This window comes from Rhizobium sp. BK112 (assembly GCF_014193215.1).
Taxonomy (GTDB): Bacteria; Pseudomonadota; Alphaproteobacteria; order Rhizobiales; family Rhizobiaceae; genus Rhizobium; species Rhizobium anhuiense.
In genome coordinates, this window is sequence record NZ_JACHYZ010000010.1 from 254,370 (window position 1) to 271,645 (window position 17,276).

General features: G+C 61.8%; 16 protein-coding genes. 11 read left to right on the forward strand and 5 right to left on the reverse strand.

The window, feature by feature from the left end:
- Nucleotides 1-123: 123 nt before the first annotated feature.
- A complete protein-coding gene (locus FHT75_RS25740) occupies nt 124-699 on the reverse strand; it encodes an NADPH-dependent FMN reductase (RefSeq protein ID WP_063473458.1) in 576 nt (191 codons plus the stop codon).
- Nucleotides 700-782: 83 nt separating this feature from the next.
- Between FHT75_RS25740 and soxR the strand changes: the two genes are divergently transcribed.
- The 10 genes from soxR to FHT75_RS25790 all read left to right on the forward strand — a co-directional run bounded on the left by soxR (nt 783) and on the right by FHT75_RS25790 (nt 11,621).
- Nucleotides 783-1,247, forward strand: coding sequence for a redox-sensitive transcriptional activator SoxR (soxR, locus tag FHT75_RS25745; RefSeq protein ID WP_028755831.1), 465 nt, complete (start codon nt 783-785; stop codon nt 1,245-1,247).
- 79 nt (nt 1,248-1,326) lie between these two features.
- Entirely contained in the window at nt 1,327-2,151 is an 825-nt protein-coding gene (locus tag FHT75_RS25750) for an SDR family NAD(P)-dependent oxidoreductase (RefSeq protein WP_174824499.1), read from the forward strand.
- Nucleotides 2,152-2,253: 102 nt separating this feature from the next.
- Nucleotides 2,254-2,595, forward strand: a complete 342-nt coding sequence (locus FHT75_RS25755) for an ArsR/SmtB family transcription factor (protein WP_028756030.1) — start codon at nt 2,254-2,256, stop codon at nt 2,593-2,595.
- A gap of 70 nt (nt 2,596-2,665) precedes the next feature.
- Nucleotides 2,666-3,559, forward strand: coding sequence for a LysR family transcriptional regulator (locus tag FHT75_RS25760; protein WP_028756029.1), 894 nt, complete (start codon nt 2,666-2,668; stop codon nt 3,557-3,559).
- Nucleotides 3,560-3,693: 134 nt separating this feature from the next.
- Nucleotides 3,694-4,173 (forward strand): formate dehydrogenase subunit gamma, encoded by a 480-nt coding sequence (locus FHT75_RS25765; protein WP_028756028.1) that lies wholly within the window; start codon nt 3,694-3,696, stop codon nt 4,171-4,173.
- On the forward strand, nt 4,170-5,726 hold the full coding sequence (locus FHT75_RS25770; protein ID WP_028756027.1) for a formate dehydrogenase beta subunit: 1,557 nt from the start codon (nt 4,170-4,172) through the stop codon (nt 5,724-5,726). The genes FHT75_RS25765 and FHT75_RS25770 overlap by 4 nt, the downstream gene beginning before the upstream one ends.
- 57 nt (nt 5,727-5,783) lie before the next feature.
- Nucleotides 5,784-8,663, forward strand: a complete 2,880-nt coding sequence (fdhF, locus tag FHT75_RS25775) for a formate dehydrogenase subunit alpha (RefSeq protein WP_028756026.1) — start codon at nt 5,784-5,786, stop codon at nt 8,661-8,663.
- A 37-nt stretch (nt 8,664-8,700) separates the two neighbouring features.
- A complete protein-coding gene (fdhD, locus tag FHT75_RS25780; RefSeq protein ID WP_028756025.1) occupies nt 8,701-9,525 on the forward strand; it encodes a formate dehydrogenase accessory sulfurtransferase FdhD in 825 nt (274 codons plus the stop codon).
- Nucleotides 9,515-9,751 carry a formate dehydrogenase subunit delta gene (locus tag FHT75_RS25785; RefSeq protein ID WP_028756024.1) on the forward strand — a complete coding sequence of 79 codons (237 nt, stop codon included), beginning with the start codon at nt 9,515-9,517 and terminating at the stop codon, nt 9,749-9,751. Before fdhD ends, FHT75_RS25785 begins: the two co-directional genes overlap by 11 nt.
- A 214-nt stretch (nt 9,752-9,965) precedes the next feature.
- On the forward strand, nt 9,966-11,621 hold the full coding sequence (locus FHT75_RS25790) for an OFA family MFS transporter (RefSeq protein ID WP_028756023.1): 1,656 nt from the start codon (nt 9,966-9,968) through the stop codon (nt 11,619-11,621).
- A 116-nt stretch (nt 11,622-11,737) separates the two neighbouring features.
- On the opposite strand, the gene FHT75_RS25795 is transcribed toward FHT75_RS25790, so the two are convergent.
- From FHT75_RS25795 to rocF, 4 genes are all read right to left on the reverse strand, one after another.
- Nucleotides 11,738-13,507 (reverse strand): methyl-accepting chemotaxis protein, encoded by a 1,770-nt coding sequence (locus FHT75_RS25795; RefSeq protein WP_028756022.1) that lies wholly within the window; start codon nt 13,505-13,507, stop codon nt 11,738-11,740.
- Nucleotides 13,508-13,797: 290 nt separating this feature from the next.
- Complete coding sequence (locus FHT75_RS25800; protein ID WP_011427049.1) at nt 13,798-14,274, reverse strand: chemotaxis protein CheW; 477 nt, start codon at nt 14,272-14,274, stop codon at nt 13,798-13,800.
- A gap of 197 nt (nt 14,275-14,471) precedes the next feature.
- A complete protein-coding gene (gene rocD, locus FHT75_RS25805; RefSeq protein ID WP_028756021.1) occupies nt 14,472-15,671 on the reverse strand; it encodes an ornithine--oxo-acid transaminase in 1,200 nt (399 codons plus the stop codon).
- 74 nt (nt 15,672-15,745) lie between these two features.
- Nucleotides 15,746-16,681: an arginase gene (gene rocF / locus FHT75_RS25810; protein ID WP_028756020.1), complete on the reverse strand. Its 936-nt coding sequence runs from the start codon at nt 16,679-16,681 to the stop codon at nt 15,746-15,748.
- Between the two features lie 123 nt (nt 16,682-16,804).
- Between rocF and FHT75_RS25815 the strand changes: the two genes are divergently transcribed.
- The gene (locus FHT75_RS25815) at nt 16,805-17,242 is read left to right on the forward strand and encodes an Lrp/AsnC family transcriptional regulator (RefSeq protein ID WP_174824498.1); all 438 of its coding nucleotides are present in this window, start codon (nt 16,805-16,807) and stop codon (nt 17,240-17,242) included.
- Nucleotides 17,243-17,276: the final 34 nt, after the last annotated feature.

Consider the following 17,276-nt stretch of genomic DNA (forward strand, 5'->3'; position numbering starts at 1 on the left):
ATGAGCCTGCCATGCCCGGTATCGCCTGATATGCCTTACTGTTGAGAACACCCGGACGGAGGTCCTGCCCGGGTGTCCCTCGAGGTTCCGTACCTGCCGGGAACGGAACCGGAGCTTGCTGCCTCAGGCGGCGATGTCGGCATAGGGGCAATCGCTGCGGGCAGTGACGAGCGCCCGTGTCCACCATTCCAGCCTCGCCATCATCCGGTCGAGCAGACGCATCGCGTCGGTGGGATTGTCGAGCCGTCCCTCGGTGTCGAAGCGGTTCCAAGGTGCTGTAAAGCTCACCGAATCGCGGATCGTGACCGCGTGGAGTTCGGCAAAGACGAGGCGCAGCTGTTCGACGGCGCGCAGGCCGCCCGATATGCCGCCATAGGAAACGAAGGCGACAGGTTTGCCCTGCCAGGGCTCGAAGAAGAAATCGATGATCGACTTCAGCGAGGCCGTGAAGCTGTGATTGTATTCCGGGGTGACGATGATGAAGGCGTCGGCCATGCCAAGCCGCCCGGCGAGCCTGTCGATTTCGGGGTGTGCCACGTCACGGCTTACCGGCAGCGCGAAATCGAGCGGGTCGATGATGTCGATATCAAATTGCGGGAAGCGGACGAGCTCCTGCGTCAGCCATTTGACCACCCGGTCGCAGATGCGGCCCTCTCTCGTGCTGCCATAGATGACCGCCAGCCTGGTGGGTGTTTTCATGCGTTGCTCCTTGTCGCGATTGGACTTTACGATTATCGAAGCACGGGTTATAAAACCTTAACTAATATTGAGGTCAAGAGCCGATGGATACGATTCCTGCAACGCCGCTCGGCAGACTTCTGACGGTTGGCGAAGTGGCGGAGCGCAGCGGCCTTGCCGTCTCGGCGCTGCATTTCTACGAGACCAAGGGGCTGATCTCGAGCATCCGGTCCCGCGGCAACCAGCGGCGATACGGCCGTGACGTGCTGCGCCGGCTTGGCATCATCAAGGTGGCGCAGCGTGTCGGCATTCCGCTTTCGGAAATCCAGGCGGCGTTCGAGTCGCTGCCGCAAGGACGCACGCCCACCGTCGCCGACTGGCAGGTGCTGTCGGCGCGCTGGAAGGATGATCTCGACGCGCGAATCAGGCGGCTGAGCCTGCTGCGCGACCGTCTGACCGGCTGCATCGGCTGCGGCTGCCTGTCGATCGAAAGCTGTCCGTTGCGCAATCCCTGCGATCGGCTCGGCAAAGAGGGGTCGGGTGCGCGGCTTCTGGAGACCGAAAGCTAGAGCCCTTCCCCAGAGGGAGACTTGGCTGCGTCTCCCGGGAAAGATCGGTACCTGCCTTTCTTTCGGTCGGCGCGCTCATATGTTAAGGGCGAGTGACGCAACCGGCGGCACTGTCCGCGAGGAGGACGGCTTCGTGTTTCATCCCAGACTGTTCGAAAATCGCAATGTCGTCGTGACCGGCGCCGGCCGCGGCATCGGCCTCGAAGTGGCCCGGCAGTTCCTGGACTGCGGCGCAAAAGTGATCGTCCATACCGGGCGCAAGCCGGGACGCGAGCTGCCGGATTTCCTGCTGACGGCTGAATCCGAAAGACGGGCGCTGCTGCTGCACGCCGATTTCTCGGCGGCCGGTGGGGCGGCGCAATTTGCCGAAGACGTTCTCGCCTTCTTCGACAGGGTGCATGTGCTGGTGAACAATGCCGGCACCATGCTTGGCCGGTTTCCCGCGGCCACGCTCACCGACGCAGAATATGAGGCGATCGTGCGGCTCAACCAGACATCGGTGGTGGCGCTGACACGTGCACTGTTGCCGGCATTAAAGGCGGCTGAAGGCGCCGCTGTCGTCAACACGGTTTCGATTTCGGCGCTGACCGGCGGCAGCCCCGGTTCCTCGATCTATTCGGCCTCGAAAGCCTTCGTTGCGACCTATTCCAAGGCGCTTGCCCGTGAGCTCGCACCGGATGGAATCCGGGTCAATTGCGTGTCACCGGGAACGATCGAGACGGATTTCCATGAGCGCTATTCCTCCCGCGAAAAGCTGGAGCAGACAAGAAAATCCATCCCCCTGCAAAGGCTCGGCACGGCGGAGGATTGCGCTCCCGCCTATCTGTTCCTGGCGGCTCCCTCCCTCTCGGGCTACATCACCGGCCAGGTGATCGAGATCAATGGCGGTCAGCTTATCTGCTGATTTGCTTGGACCTTTTTTGGCATTTCGTCATTTTGGCCAATTCGCTTGTGCGAATATGCTATTGTACTGATCTACCTCATCGCCTCCCTTCCGAGATACCGCATGCCGTTGCCCAAACCCAAGCCGGGGATGACCGGCCAGGAATTGCACACACTCGCTGCAAAAGCCCATGAAGCGAGCGACCTGCTGAAAGCGCTGGCGCACCAGACCCGACTTCTCATCCTCTGCATATTGGCGAATGAGGAGCGGACGGTCAGTGAAATCGAACATATTCTGGGCATACAGCAGGCAATGGTCTCGCAGCAGCTGGCGCGCTTGAGGCTCGAAGGCCTGGTCAATACGCGCCGTCAGGGCAGGCTGGTCTATTACAGCATCGGCAATGTCAGCGTGCTCGCCTTCCTCGAATCGCTGTTCGAGCTTTTTCCGATTGCAGAAAACTGTTAGCGACCGCCCTTGCGGAGCACGGCTGCTATGTCGAAGATAGGTCCGGACGCGAAATGGCGCGGGAGGCCGGATGATCGACAAGCTGGAATTTTTCATCGCGCTTGCCAATGAAAAGCATTTCGGCCGCGCCGCGGAGGAGTGCGGCATCTCGCAGCCAACGCTTTCGGCGGCCATCCGGCAGCTCGAGGATCAACTCGGCGTCATGCTGGTACAGCGCGGTTCAAGGTTCCAGGGGCTAACGCCGGAGGGGCAGCGCGTGCTCGAATGGGCCCGGCGCATCGTCGGCGACGCCCGCACCATGCGCGAGGAGATGCGTGCCGCACGCCGCGGCCTTTCCGGCCATATTCGTCTTGCCGCCATTCCGACCGCGCTCGCCATGCTTTCGCGCATCACCACGCCCTTCCAGGAACGGCATCCCGGCGTGACCTTCTCGATCGTCTCGCGCAATTCGCTGCAGGTGCTGAGCATGCTCGAGAATCTCGAAATCGATGCCGGCATCACCTATCTCGAAAACGAGCCGCTCGGCCGCGTCACGACCGTTCCCCTCTATGCCGAGCGTTATCATCTGATCACGGCAGCCGGCAGCCCACTGTCGGATCGCGACAACGTGACCTGGCGAGAGGTCGGCGATCTTCGGCTTTGTCTATTGACCGCCGACATGCAGAACCGCCGCATCATCAACCGGCACTTGACGGAAGCCGGCGCCACCGTGCATCCGACACTCGAATCCAACTCGATGATCGTGCTGTTCTCGCATGTCAGGACCGGACGCTGGGCCAGCATCATGCCGCGCAACGTCGCCAAATCCTTTGGATTTCCAGTGGAAATCCGCATGATCCCGATCGTCGAGCCGGAGGCGCATCATCTGGTCGGCCTCGTTGCCCCTTATCGCGAGCCTTTCACGCCGCTTGTCTCGGCCCTGCTGCACGAGGCGAGAGTGCTCGTACAAGACGAGGAACTCTGATAGAAAAAAACTATCGTGCAACGTGATAGCTTTATTGATCGCCGGCTGCTTCCCTGAGATGCTGCTTGCGGAATGGCACTCGGCCGGGGGAGCCTGCCATTCCGCAACGAGCGAGCCGCCGGGAGGGCTGCCTTATGACCATTCATATCGCCGAAGGCGATATTGCAGCGCGCACACGTGCCATCGTCGCCGATCTTCGCTTTCTCGAAGGGCCGCTGCTTCCCATTCTGCACGAGGTCCAGCAAGAATTCGGCTATGTGCCGCAGGAGGCCATGCCCGTCATCGCGGAGGAACTGAACCTCTCCCGCGCCGAGGTGCATGGCGTGGTGACCTTCTATCACGATTATCGCGACCATCCCGCCGGCCGGCATGTGCTGAAGCTCTGTCGCGCCGAAGCCTGTCAGTCGATGGGCGGCGATGGCTTGGCTGAGCGCGTCAAGACGCTGCTCGGTATCGATTTTCATCAGACGACGCTCGATGGCGGCGTGACGCTGGAGCCGGTCTACTGTCTCGGGCTCTGCGCCTGCGCGCCGGCGGCGATGCTCGACGGCGAGGTCTATGGCCGGATCGACGATCAGATGGCGGCGGAACTCGTTGCGGAGGCACGCCGATGACGGTCAGGATATATGTTCCGCGCGATGCCGCAGCGCTGGCGCTCGGGGCCGAAAAGGTGGCAAAGGCGATTGCCCAGGAGATCGCCGCCCGCGGCCTCGATGCCGAGATCGTGCGCAACGGCTCGCGCGGAATGTTCTGGCTGGAGCCGCTAGTTGAGGTCGAGCTTGACGGCAAGCGCATCGGCTACGGCCCGGTAAAGGCCGGGGATGTGGCTGTTCTGTTCGATGCCGGGATGATGAACGGCGGCGAGCATCGGCTCTGTCTCGGGGAGGTTGAAGACCTCCCGTTCCTCAAGGAACAAACCCGCCTGACCTTTGCCCGCTGCGGCATTACCGATCCGCTTTCGCTTGCGGATTACGAGGCGCATGGCGGCCTTGCCGGTCTTCGACGCGCCGTTTCGATGACATCAGCCGATATCGTCAAGGAAGTCACCGATTCCGGCCTGCGTGGACGCGGCGGTGCCGGTTTTCCCACCGGCATCAAGTGGAAGACCGTTCTCGATGCTGCCGGCGACCGCAAATATATCGTCTGCAATGCCGATGAGGGCGACAGCGGCACCTTTGCCGACCGGATGATCATGGAGGGCGATCCCTTCGTGCTGATCGAGGGCATGGCGATATCAGGGCTCGCCACCGGCGCGACCAAGGGCTTCGTCTATACGCGTTCGGAATATCCGCACGCGATCGCGGTAATGACCGAAGCCGTCGGCATCGCCCGGCAGGCCGGCATTCTCGGATCATCGGTGCTCGGCTCCGGCCGTGCCTTCGATATCGAGGTGCGCACCGGCGCCGGCGCCTATGTCTGCGGCGAGGAGACGGCCCTGCTCAACAGTCTCGAAGGCAAGCGCGGCATCGTGCGTGCCAAGCCGCCGCTGCCGGCGCATAAGGGGCTGTTTAACTGTCCGACCGTCATCAACAACGTGATCTCTCTGGCTTCGGTGCCGGTCATCCTGGAAAAGGGTGCCGCCTTCTACCGCGATTTCGGCATGGGCCGTTCACGCGGCACCATCCCGCTGCAGGTTGCCGGCAATGTCAGATATGGTGGTCTCTTTGAGACGGCCTTCGGCCTTTCGCTCGGAGATATCGTCGACAGGATCGGCGGCGGGACGGCGACGGGACGGCCGGTCAAGGCCGTGCAGGTCGGCGGGCCGCTCGGTGCCTATTTCCCGCGGGCGCTGTTCGACACGCCTTTCGATTACGAAGCCTTCGCCGCCAGGGACGGGCTCATCGGCCATGCCGGCATCGTCGTCTTCGACGACACGGCCGACATGCTGAAGCAGGCGCGTTTCGCCATGGAATTCTGCGCCGTCGAAAGCTGCGGTAAGTGCACGCCCTGCCGCATCGGCTCGACACGCGGCGTGGAGACGGCCGACAAGATCGCTCAGGGCATCGAGCCGGAGAAGAACCGGGTGCTGCTTGCCGATCTCTGCAACACGATGAAGTTCGGCTCGCTCTGCGCGCTGGGCGGTTTCACGCCTTATCCGGTGATGAGCGCCATGACGCATTTCCCGAAGGATTTTTCGCCGGCACCTCTGGTGGAGGCGGCGGAATGACGAATTGTTCATGGAACGCCTGCGCTGACCTCACCATCTCAAGCAAGGAGACCGACCATGTCTCTCATCCATGAAATCGACTACGGCACTCCGGCTTCGACATCAGAGACCATGGTGACGCTCACCATTGATGGACAGCGGATCAGCGTGCCGGAGGGCACCTCCATCATGCGCGCCTCGATGGAGGCCGGCATCAAGGTGCCGAAGCTCTGCGCCACCGATATGGTCGATGCTTTCGGCTCCTGCCGGCTCTGCCTCGTCGAGATCGAGGGCCGCAACGGCACGCCCTCCTCATGCACGACGCCGGTGGCGGCAAACATGGTGGTGCACACGCAGACGGGGCGGCTGAAGGATATTCGCCGCGGCGTGATGGAACTCTATATTTCCGACCATCCGCTCGACTGTCTCACCTGCGCGGCCAACGGCGATTGCGAATTGCAGGACATGGCGGGCGCCGTCGGCCTGCGCGACGTGCGCTACGGCTACGAGGGCGATAATCACGTCAAGGCGCGCAACAACGGCGGCATCAATCTGAAATGGATGCCGAAAGACGAGTCCAATCCCTATTTCACCTATGACCCCTCCAAATGCATCGTCTGTTCGCGCTGTGTGCGCGCCTGCGAGGAAGTGCAGGGCACCTTCGCGCTGACGATCGAAGGACGCGGTTTCGGTTCGCGCGTTTCCCCCGGCATGCACGAGCATTTCATCGAATCCGAATGCGTCTCCTGCGGCGCCTGCGTCCAGGCCTGCCCGACGGCGACGCTGACGGAGAAGTCGGTGATAGAGATCGGCCAGCCGGAACATTCGGCGGTCACCACCTGCGCCTATTGCGGCGTCGGCTGTTCCTTCAAGGCGGAGATGCGCGGTGAGGAACTGGTGCGCATGGTGCCGTGGAAAGACGGCCAGGCCAATCGCGGCCATTCCTGCGTCAAGGGACGTTTCGCTTACGGCTATTCCACCCATAAGGACCGCATCCTCAACCCGATGATCCGCGAAAAGGTCAGCGATCCCTGGCGGGAGGTGAGCTGGGACGAGGCCTTCGCGCATGTGGCGCTGGAGTTCCGCCGCATCCAGTATCAATACGGCCGCGAGGCGATCGGCGGCATCACCTCCTCACGCTGCACCAATGAGGAAACCTATCTGGTGCAGAAGCTGATCCGCGCCGGTTTCGGCAACAACAATGTCGATACCTGCGCCCGCGTCTGCCATTCGCCGACCGGCTACGGTCTCGGCCAGACATTCGGCACGTCGGCAGGCACGCAGAATTTCGACAGTGTCGAGCATTCGGATGTCGTCGTCGTCATCGGCGCCAATCCGACGGACGGGCATCCTGTGTTCGGCTCACGGTTGAAGAAGCGGCTGCGCAAGGGCGCCAAACTCATTGTCATCGATCCGCGCCGCACCGATATCGTCCGGTCGCCGCATGTCGAGGCCTCCTATCACCTGCCGCTGAAGCCCGGCACCAATGTCGCAGTCATGACGGCGCTGGCTCATGTGATCGTCACCGAAGGACTCTATGACGAGAGCTTCATCCGCGAGCGCTGCGACTGGTCGGAGTTTGAGGACTGGGCTGCCTTCGTTGCCGAACCGCACCACAGTCCCGAAGAGACCGAGATCTTCACCGGAGTGCCGGCGGCGGATCTGCGTGGTGCGGCAAGGCTCTATGCCAAGGGCGGCAACGGCGCGATCTATTATGGCCTCGGCGTCACCGAACACAGCCAGGGTTCGACCACGGTCATTGCGATCGCCAACCTGGCGATGGCGACCGGCAATATCGGCCGCCCTGGTGTCGGCGTGAACCCGTTGCGCGGCCAGAACAACGTGCAGGGCTCCTGCGACATGGGCTCCTTCCCGCACGAATTGCCGGGCTACCGGCACATTTCCGACGATGCGACGCGCGATATCTTCGAAAAACTCTGGGGCGTGAAGCTCAACAACGAGCCCGGCCTGCGCATTCCGAACATGCTGGATGCGGCAGTCGACGGTTCCTTCAAGGGCATCTATATCCAGGGCGAGGACATTCTCCAGTCCGATCCCGATACCAAACACGTCGCCGCCGGGCTTGCGGCGATGGAATGCGTCGTCGTCCAGGATCTGTTCCTCAACGAGACCGCCAATTACGCCCATGTCTTCCTGCCGGGCTCGACCTTCCTCGAAAAGGACGGCACCTTCACCAATGCGGAGCGGCGTATCAACCGCGTGCGCAAGGTCATGTCGCCGCGCAACGGCTATGGCGACTGGGAAGTGACTCAGAAGCTTGCCCAGGCGATGGGGCTCGACTGGAATTACACCCATCCATCGGAAATCATGGACGAGATCGCCGCGACGACGCCGAGTTTCGCAATGGTCTCCTACGACTATCTCGATAAAATGGGCTCGGTGCAGTGGCCCTGCAACGAAAAGAATCCGCTCGGCTCGCCGATCATGCATGTCAACGGCTTCGTGCGCGGCAAGGGCAAGTTCATCCGCACCGAATATGTGGCGACCGACGAGCGCACCGGCCCGCGCTTCCCGCTGCTCCTGACGACCGGCCGCATCCTAAGCCAGTACAATGTCGGGGCGCAGACGCGGCGGACCGAGAATGTCGTCTGGCATGCGGAAGACCGGCTGGAAATCCATCCGCACGATGCCGAGCAGCGCGGCGTTCGCGACGGCGACTGGGTGAAGCTCGGCAGCCGCTCCGGCGACACGACGCTCCGGGCGTTGATCACCGATCGCGTCGCGCCCGGTGTGGTCTATACGACCTTCCATCATCCCAATACGCAGGTGAACGTCATCACCACCGATTTCTCCGACTGGGCGACCAACTGCCCGGAATACAAGGTGACGGCGGTGCAGGTCTCGCCTTCCAACGGGCCAAGTGAATGGCAGCTCGAATATGACGAGCAGGCGCGGCAATCGCGCCGCATCGCCGGCAATCTCGAGGCAGCGGAGTGACGATGCGGGGGTGGCCCTGTCAGGAGGAACGCGCGTCATGACCTTCACCGTCACTGCCCGTGCTCTCGAAACCGCCCGCCGCAACGGCATCGTGCAGACCGGTTCGCGCATCGTCCCGGAAGAAGTGCCGATCGCCTTTTCCTATGGCGGCAGTTCGCATGCGGTGATGATGGCAACGCCGGCGGATCTCGAGGATTTCGCCGTCGGGTTCAGCCTGACCGAGGGGATCATTGCCGGGCCGGCGGAGATATCGGCCATCGAAGTCGTCGAGGGTGAGCAGGGCATCGATGTGCAGGTAAGCCTTGTCGATGACGTCGCCGATCTGCTGCGGGCACGCCGCCGCAGCATGGCGGGGCCGGTCGGTTGCGGGCTCTGCGGCATCGAATCGATCGAACAGGCAGTGCGGCCGGTGCCTGATGTCTCGCCATCACTGCTGGCGCTGTCGCATGCGGATATCGTCCGCGCCGTTTCGCTTCTGAACGAGGCACAGCCGCTGCATCGTGAGACGCGGGCGGTGCATGGCGCCGGCTTTTATCGTCAAGGCGGGGGACTGATTGCCGTGCGCGAAGATGTCGGCCGGCACAATGCACTGGACAAGCTCTGCGGCGCCGTCATCCGCGCCGGCGAAAAAGGCGGGGACGGCGCGGTCGTCGTCACCAGCCGGCTTTCTGTCGAAATGGTGCAGAAGGCGGCGATCCTCGGCAGCCCGGTGCTCATCGCCATTTCGGCGCCGACGGCTCTGGCCATCCGCACGGCCGAAGCGGCCGGCATGACGCTCGTCGCGCTGGTGCGCGGCGAGGATTTCGAGATTTTCACCCACCCGCACCGTATCTCGCCTGGAAGCATTGCCGATGTCGCATGATACCAAGACCAAGCTCGTCTATATGGCAAATCAAATCGCTACCTTCTTCAAGAGCCAGCCGGAAAGCGAAGCCGCGCAGGGGGTCGCCACCCATATCAATAAATTCTGGGATCCGCGCATGCGGCGGCAATTGTTCGAAATTCTGGAGAATGAGGAGAACGGCCTGGATGCGCTGGTGCTGCAGGCCGCGCCTCTGATCCGAAAGCCGGAGCCTGCGACACACTAAAGCGCGTTCCTCGCGCTTTAGGTCTTTATTTCAAACCTTTTGTTTTTACGCAATTTCGGACGGAAAACCGTTTCCCACTTTTCCTGGAATTGCTCTCGGTCCGATTAGCCAGGATCGGTCCATGCGGGAGGGAAGGCAGGAGCAACCTGCCTGCGCATGTGCCGGTGATAACAAGTCTGAATCAAGCCAGGTCTGAATCAAGGAGGAGTTGTTCATGACTGCAGCCGAAACACGTACAGACGGGGTGGCGGGCTCGGGCCTGCTCGATCGTGAAAGGATCGTTGCACGGCCTGGGTTCAATCGGTGGCTGGTGCCGCCGGCAGCACTCGCCATCCACCTCTGCATCGGCATGGCCTATGGTTTCAGCGTGTTCTGGCTGCCACTTTCCAAGTCGCTCGGGATCACCGCCTCGACGGCCTGCCCGGATCTGACACTCGCCTCGGCGCTGTTCACCACCACCTGCGACTGGCGTGTTGCCGACCTCGGCTGGATCTATACGCTATTCTTCGTCCTCCTTGGCTCGTCCGCCGCCATCTGGGGCGGCTGGCTCGAGCGCGCCGGCCCGCGCAAGGCGGGCGTCGTTTCCGCCTGCTGCTGGTGCGGCGGTATCATTCTTGCCGCTATCGGCGTCATCACCCATCAGCTCTGGATGATGTGGCTTGGCGCCGGCGTCATCGGCGGCATCGGTCTCGGTCTCGGCTACATCTCGCCGGTCTCGACGCTGATCAAATGGTTTCCCGACCGGCGCGGCATGGCGACCGGCATGGCGATCATGGGCTTCGGCGGTGGCGCGATGATCGGCGCGCCGCTTGCCAACCTGCTGATGAATGCCTTCAAGACCGACAGTTCGGTCGGTGTCTGGCAAACCTTCATCGTCATGGCGGCGATTTATTTCGTCTTCATGATGGGCGGCGCCTTCGGCTATCGCATCCCGCCGGCCGGGTGGCGTCCTGACGGCTGGACGCCGCCTGCGGCCAAGAGCACGATGATCACCACCAAACATGTGCACCTGCGCGATGCCCACAAGACCAAACAGTTCTGGCTGATCTGGGCCGTGCTCTGCCTCAACGTTTCGGCCGGTATCGGTGTTCTCGGCATGGCTTCGCCGATGCTGCAGGAAATCTTCGCCGGCTCGCTGATCGGCCTGCCGGATGTCGGTTTCGCCCAGCTGGACGCCGGCCAGAAGGCATCGATCGCCACGATCGCCGCCGGTTTTGCCGGCCTGCTGTCGCTCTTCAATATCGGCGGACGGTTCTTCTGGGCGTCGCTGTCCGACAAGATCGGCCGCAAGAATACCTATTATTGCTTCTTCATCCTCGGCATTGTGCTCTATGCACTGGCGCCGACCTTTGCGGGCATGGGCAACAAGGCGCTGTTCGTTCTCGCCTTCGGCATCATCTTGTCGATGTATGGCGGCGGCTTCGCGACGATCCCTGCCTATCTCGCCGATATTTTCGGTACGCAGTTCGTCGGCGCCATCCACGGCCGGCTGCTGACGGCCTGGGCAACGGCCGGCATCGTCGGTCCCGTCGTCGTCAACTATATCCGCGAAGCGCAGATCGCCGCCGGCGTGGCACCCGGTCCAACCCTCTATACCGGCACCATGTATATCCTCGCCGGCATGCTGGCGCTCGGCCTCATCGCCAATTCGCTGATCAGGCCGCTTTCGGACAAATGGTTCATGTCGGACGACGAGGTTGCTGCGCTGCAGGCGAAGTCTGCGGCGGTCAATGCCGGCCCGACCGGTTCCTTTGGCATCGGCACAGGCGGGTTGGACGCCAAGGCGATGCTTGCCTGGGCCGTCGTCGGCATTCCGCTGCTCTGGGGTGTCTGGGTGACGCTGAGGGCGACGTTCGCGCTGTTCGGATGAGCCGTCACGGCGCGTCGCACGGGCTTCATGCGACGCGCTTCATCTTCGTCTACCGCCTCAGTCTGATCAGAGTGCCGCCTGGTGGCGGCACGATAGGATGGCTGCGGCGGCTGGGATCAGAATTCTTCCCAGCTCTGGGCGGTCGCAGCGGCGCCGTGCGCCTTTGCGACGCGTGAAATAAGGTGCAGCGCCGGTGAACCCGCTTGCCTCGCCTCATGTCTCACCTCCGGCCGGCCGGCGGCCTGGGTCTGGCCCGGCAGACGGAATCGTGTCAGCAGGACGCGCAGCGTTTCGGCTTCCTTGGCAAGGCTATGGCTGGCGGCGGTGCTCTCTTCGACCATGGCGGCATTCTGCTGCGTTGCCTGATCGAGCGTATTGACCGCGTGGTTGATTTCCTTGAGGCCGGTTGCCTGCTCCCTGGAGGCCTCGACGATGGCGACGACGTTGCCGTCGATATCGCCGACCTGTGCGACGATCTCCTCCAGCGCCTTGCCTGTCTGGCCGACGAGGCCGACGCCGTTCCTGACATGCTCGCCCGACGTGTTGATCAGCGCCTTGATCTCCTTGGCGGCTTTGGCGGAGCGCTGAGCGAGCTCCCGGACTTCCTGGGCCACCACGGCGAAGCCCTTGCCGGCTTCGCCGGCGCGGGCCGCCTCGACGCCGGCATTCAATGCCAGGAGGTTGGTCTGGAAGGCTATCTCGTCGATGACGCCGATGATGTTGGTGATCTCGTGCGAGGACTGTTCGATCTGGCCCATGGCGGCAACGGCATTGCGGACCACGGTGCCGGATTGCTCGGCGCCCTGTTTGGTCATGGCGACGAGGCGGCCGGCCTCATCGGCGCGGCGGCTGGAATCGTTGACCGTGGTGGTGATTTCCTCCAGCGCGGCGGCGGTTTCTTCGATCGATGCGGCTTGCTGTTCCGTCCGTTTGGAGAAGGAATCGGCCGATGCGCCGATCTCGCGTGAGCCGATGGCGATCGCACCGGCATTCTCGCCGATTGTCTTCATCGTCTCGGCAAGGACTTTGATCGTCGTGTTGAAATCGTGGCGCAATTGCTCCATCGAGGGGACGAAGGGCGTGTCGACCGTCCTTGTCAGATCACCTTCGGATAGGTGACGCAGCGCGCCGCCGAGCGAAGAAATCGCGCTCATGCGTTGGGTGACGTCGGTGGCGAACTTCACCACCTTGTAGACCTTGCCGTCGGCATCGACGATCGGGTTATAAGCTGCCTGGATCCAGATTTCGCGACCGCCCTTGCCGAAACGGACGAATTCGTTGGCGATGAATTCGCCATTGGCCAGACGCCGCCAGAAGCTTTTGTAATCCTCTGTGCCGACATAGGCCGGATCGCAGAATATGCTGTGATGCTTGCCGCTGATCTCGGCCAGGGAATAGCCCATGGCGTTGCAGAAATTCTCGTTCGCGGTCAGGATCTCGCCCATCGGGCTGAATTCGATCACCGCCTGCGAACGCGAGATCGCCTGCAGCTTGCCGGAATCCTCGACCGCCTGCTTCTTGGCGGCAGTGATGTCGGCTGCAAATTTCACCACCTTGAATGGCTTTCCGCCCTTGAAAACAGGATTGTAGGAAGCCTGGATCCATATCTCGCGGTTGCCCTTGGCAAGACGCTTGTAGGCGCCGGCATCATATTCGCCGCGCCCGAGCCGCGCCCAGAAGGCGCGATAGTCAGGAGTTGCCGTATAGGCCGGCTCGCAGAACATGCTGTGATGCTTGCCGACGATCTCGCTCAGGCGATAACCAAGCGCATTGCAGAAATTCTCGTTCGCCGTGAGGATATTTCCATTGAGATCGAATTCGATGATCGCCTGCGATTTGGAAATGGCATTGAGAATATATTTCGAGTCGGAAGATAGACCAAACATCCTTGCCCCTCTGAAATGCGCGTTCTGCTGCTTCGGCTGATAAGACGAAGCGTGTCGGACGAAGAATGCCGGTGATGGAATGACAGCCGTATCGTCTGTCATTCCTCCGAGATTTGCGGAAAACGTATCATCCTTGTGTGTCGTATGATGATAGGACGTGGTTAATATCTCGTATAAAAGAAATAACTAATATTGAGCCGTGCGGAAGAGCCTTGCGGTACATAATAAAAAAACCGCCCGGATAGGCGGTTTTTCAAATGCGAATTGTCTAGAACGAATGCCTAGGCCGATCAGGCCGCCAGATCATCGGTCTCGTTTTCCTTGAACATCTTGGAGAGGTTCAGGAAGCAGATCATGCCATTTTCTGAAGCGATGATGCCTTCGCAATAGGCGCGGTCGAAGGAGGCGGTCACCTCAGGCACCGGCTGGACCTGGCTGGACGAGATGGTGAGAATGTCCGAGACGCGGTCGACGAGCATGCCGATGACCATGCTGTGAACTTCGGCGACGACAATGGCGCTGCGCTCGTTGGCGACGGTGCTCTTCATGCCGAGCTTGTAGGCAAGATCGATGATCGGGATCACCGAGCCGCGCAGGTTCATGACGCCGATGACATCGGCCGGGGCGTGCGGGATCGGCGTCGACGGCGCCCAGCCGCGGATTTCGCGGATGGTCGTGGTCTTGACGCAGAATTCCTGATCATGCAGGCGGAAGGCAATGATCTCGAGCGTATCGCCGCTGAAGCTAGTGGAATTGATCGTGGCCATTAGAATTCTTCCCAACTGTCGTAAGCCAAAGCAGAAGCGGGTGCGCCACCATTGGCGCTGACGAGCCTTGCCTTCACACCACGCGATGGCTTTGCGCTCGGCGAAGCATCGTTACGGTTACGACGACATTAGCGAAAGAGTGTTGCCCAAATCTAAATCGGGAGGGGGGTTGCGAAGGTTTTCAGCCCCGATTTACCTCAGCCTATGGTCTTTTCGATCTGCGAGACTGCCCAATCCACCTGCTCCCTTGTTATGACCAATGGCGGAGCGAGACGAATCGTATGGTCGTGGGTATCCTTGGCGAGCAGGCCGCGCTCCTTCAGCGCATGGCAATATTGCCTCGCGCCGCCGGCTTCGGGTTCCAGTTCGATGGCCATCATCAGACCGCGGCCGCGCACGTCCCTGACGATGTTCGAGCGGATCGACCTGAGGCCATCGAGGAAATAATCGCCCATGACCGCAGCGTTCTCGATCATGCCCTCTTCCGTCAGCACCTTCAGTGCGGTGCGTGCCACCGCGCAGGCGAGCGGATTGCCGCCGAAGGTCGAGCCGTGCTGGCCGGGCTTCAGCACGCCGAGGACTTCGGAATTCGAAAGCACTGCTGACACGGGGTAGAAGCCGCCGGAGAGCGCCTTGCCGATCAGCGTCACGTCGGCCTCGATGCCTTCGTGTTCCTCAGCCAGCAGCTTGCCGGTGCGGCCGAGGCCGGTCTGGATCTCGTCGAGAATGAGGGTGACGTTGTTATCAGTGCAGAGTTCACGAATGCGGGTGAAATAACCCGCCGGCGGGATGATGACGCCGGCTTCCCCCTGGATCGGCTCGATCAGGGCGGCCACCGTATTGGCATTGATTGCCGCGGCAAAAGCCTCGGCATCGCCGAAGGGAATGGTGCGGAAGCCCGGCGTGTAGGGGCCGAAGCCGATGCGGGCATCGGGATCTGTGGAGAAGCTGATGATGCTCAGCGTCCGGCCGTGGAAATTATCGGCGCAGACGATGATCTCCGCCTTGCCCTCCGGCACGCCCTTGACCTCGTATCCCCATTTGCGCACCGCCTTGATGGCGGTCTCCACGGCTTCGGCGCCGGAATTCATCGGCAGGATCTTGTGTGAGCCGGTGAGAGCGGCGAGTTCTTCGTAGAGATAGGCGAGCTGGTCGTTGCGGAAGGCGCGGGAGGTGAGCGTCAGTCTGCCCGCCTGCTCGACCATGGCGGCAAGGATCTTCGGATGACAATGGCCCTGGTTGACGGCGGAATAGGCCGAGAGGCAATCGAGATAACGGTTGCCGTCGGTATCCCAGACATAAACGCCTTCGCCACGCGTCAATACCACGTCGAGCGGCTTGTAATTGTTGGCGCCGAGCCGCTGTTCGGTGGCGATCAGTTTTTCCGAAGTGGTCATGGCCGTTCTCCCTTAGTCTTTGGTTTCCGCATGTCGTGATCGCAAAACTGCTGCACAGTTTTGCGCGACATGCTCTATGCCGCGCGTGTCGGACGATCGAAGATGCGGCGGCCGAAGAGGCTTGCCGTCAGCTCCACCAGGATGCGGGCGCTCTTGCCGCGATCGTCGAGAAACGGATTGAGTTCGACGAGATCGAGCGACGAGACGAGGCCGCTATCCGAAAGCATTTCCATCACCAGATGCGCCTCGCGAAAGGTCGCGCCGCCCGGGACCGTCGTGCCGACGCCAGGGGCAATCTCGGGATCGAGGAAATCGAGGTCGAGGCTGACATGCAGCAGGCCGTTCGCCTTGGTCACGACGTCCAGGATCTCACGCATGATGGCGCCGATGCCCTGCTCGTCGATCGCGCGCATGTCGAAGACGTTGACGCCATGTTCGTGGATTTCTTCGCGCTCACGCGCATCGACCGAACGAATGCCGACCTGGAAGACATTCTTCGGATCGACGAACGGACGGTCCTTCGGCAGGATCTCGGCGAATTCGGCCTCGCCGCAGAAGAAGGCGACGGGCATGCCGTGAATATTGCCGGAGGGCGAGGTGGCCGGAGAATTGAAGTCGGCATGGGCATCGAGCCAGAGGACGAAGAGCGGGCGGCCCTTGCTGGCGGCATAACGGGCCATGCCGGAGACGCTGCCCATGGAAAGGCTGTGGTCGCCGCCGAGAATGAGCGGGAAACGGCCGGCGGCGGCGACGTCATGGACGCTGCTTTCGAGCGCGCGGGTGAAGGCGCCGACGATCCTCAGATTGTGGGCTTTCGGATGGTTCGGCAGATCCATCGCCGGCACGATCCTGAGATCGCCGATATCGGCGACGTCATGGCCAAGCTCGATCAACGTCTGATCGACGCCGGCAATGCGCAAGGCGGCAGGCCCCATGGCAGCGCCTCTGCGGCCGGAGCCTTCTTCCAGCGGCGCGCCGATGAGGGTGACGGATCGCGATTGGGCATTCATGTCTGGGGCTCCGTGTTCAGGCCTGTTTCGACCGATAGTGAGATAAAGGGCTGACGGCAAAAAGATGGAAAATTGTCAGAAATGGATTATGATTGCGCAGAATGATAAACCTATTTTGACAAAGTGATCAGCGTGGATGATCTCGACACCGAACTTCTCAGTGCCCTTCGCCACAATGCCCGGATTTCCGTCTCCTCGCTTGCAGCGATGACGGGTGCATCGCGGGCAACGGTCGCTGCCCGGATCGACCGGCTGGTCGCCAGCGGCACCATCGTCGGCTTCACCATCCGCACCGGTCACGAGACGCGGTCCGCCGGCGTGCGCGCCATCGTCATGATCGAGGTGCTCGGCAAGCTCGCCGACAGGGTGGCCGATCAGCTGCGGGGCCTGCCACAGGTGCGCGCACTTCACAGCACCAACGGCAAATGGGATTTCGTCGCCGAACTCGAGGATCGGGATCTTCCCTCCTTCGACGAGACGCTGCGCCGCATCCGACTGATCAACGGCATCAATTCGACCGAGACCAACATTCTTCTCAAGACGAGCAAGACCGGTTTCTAAGGTGGCTTAGAGCTCGTGCATGCCGTCATTCCAA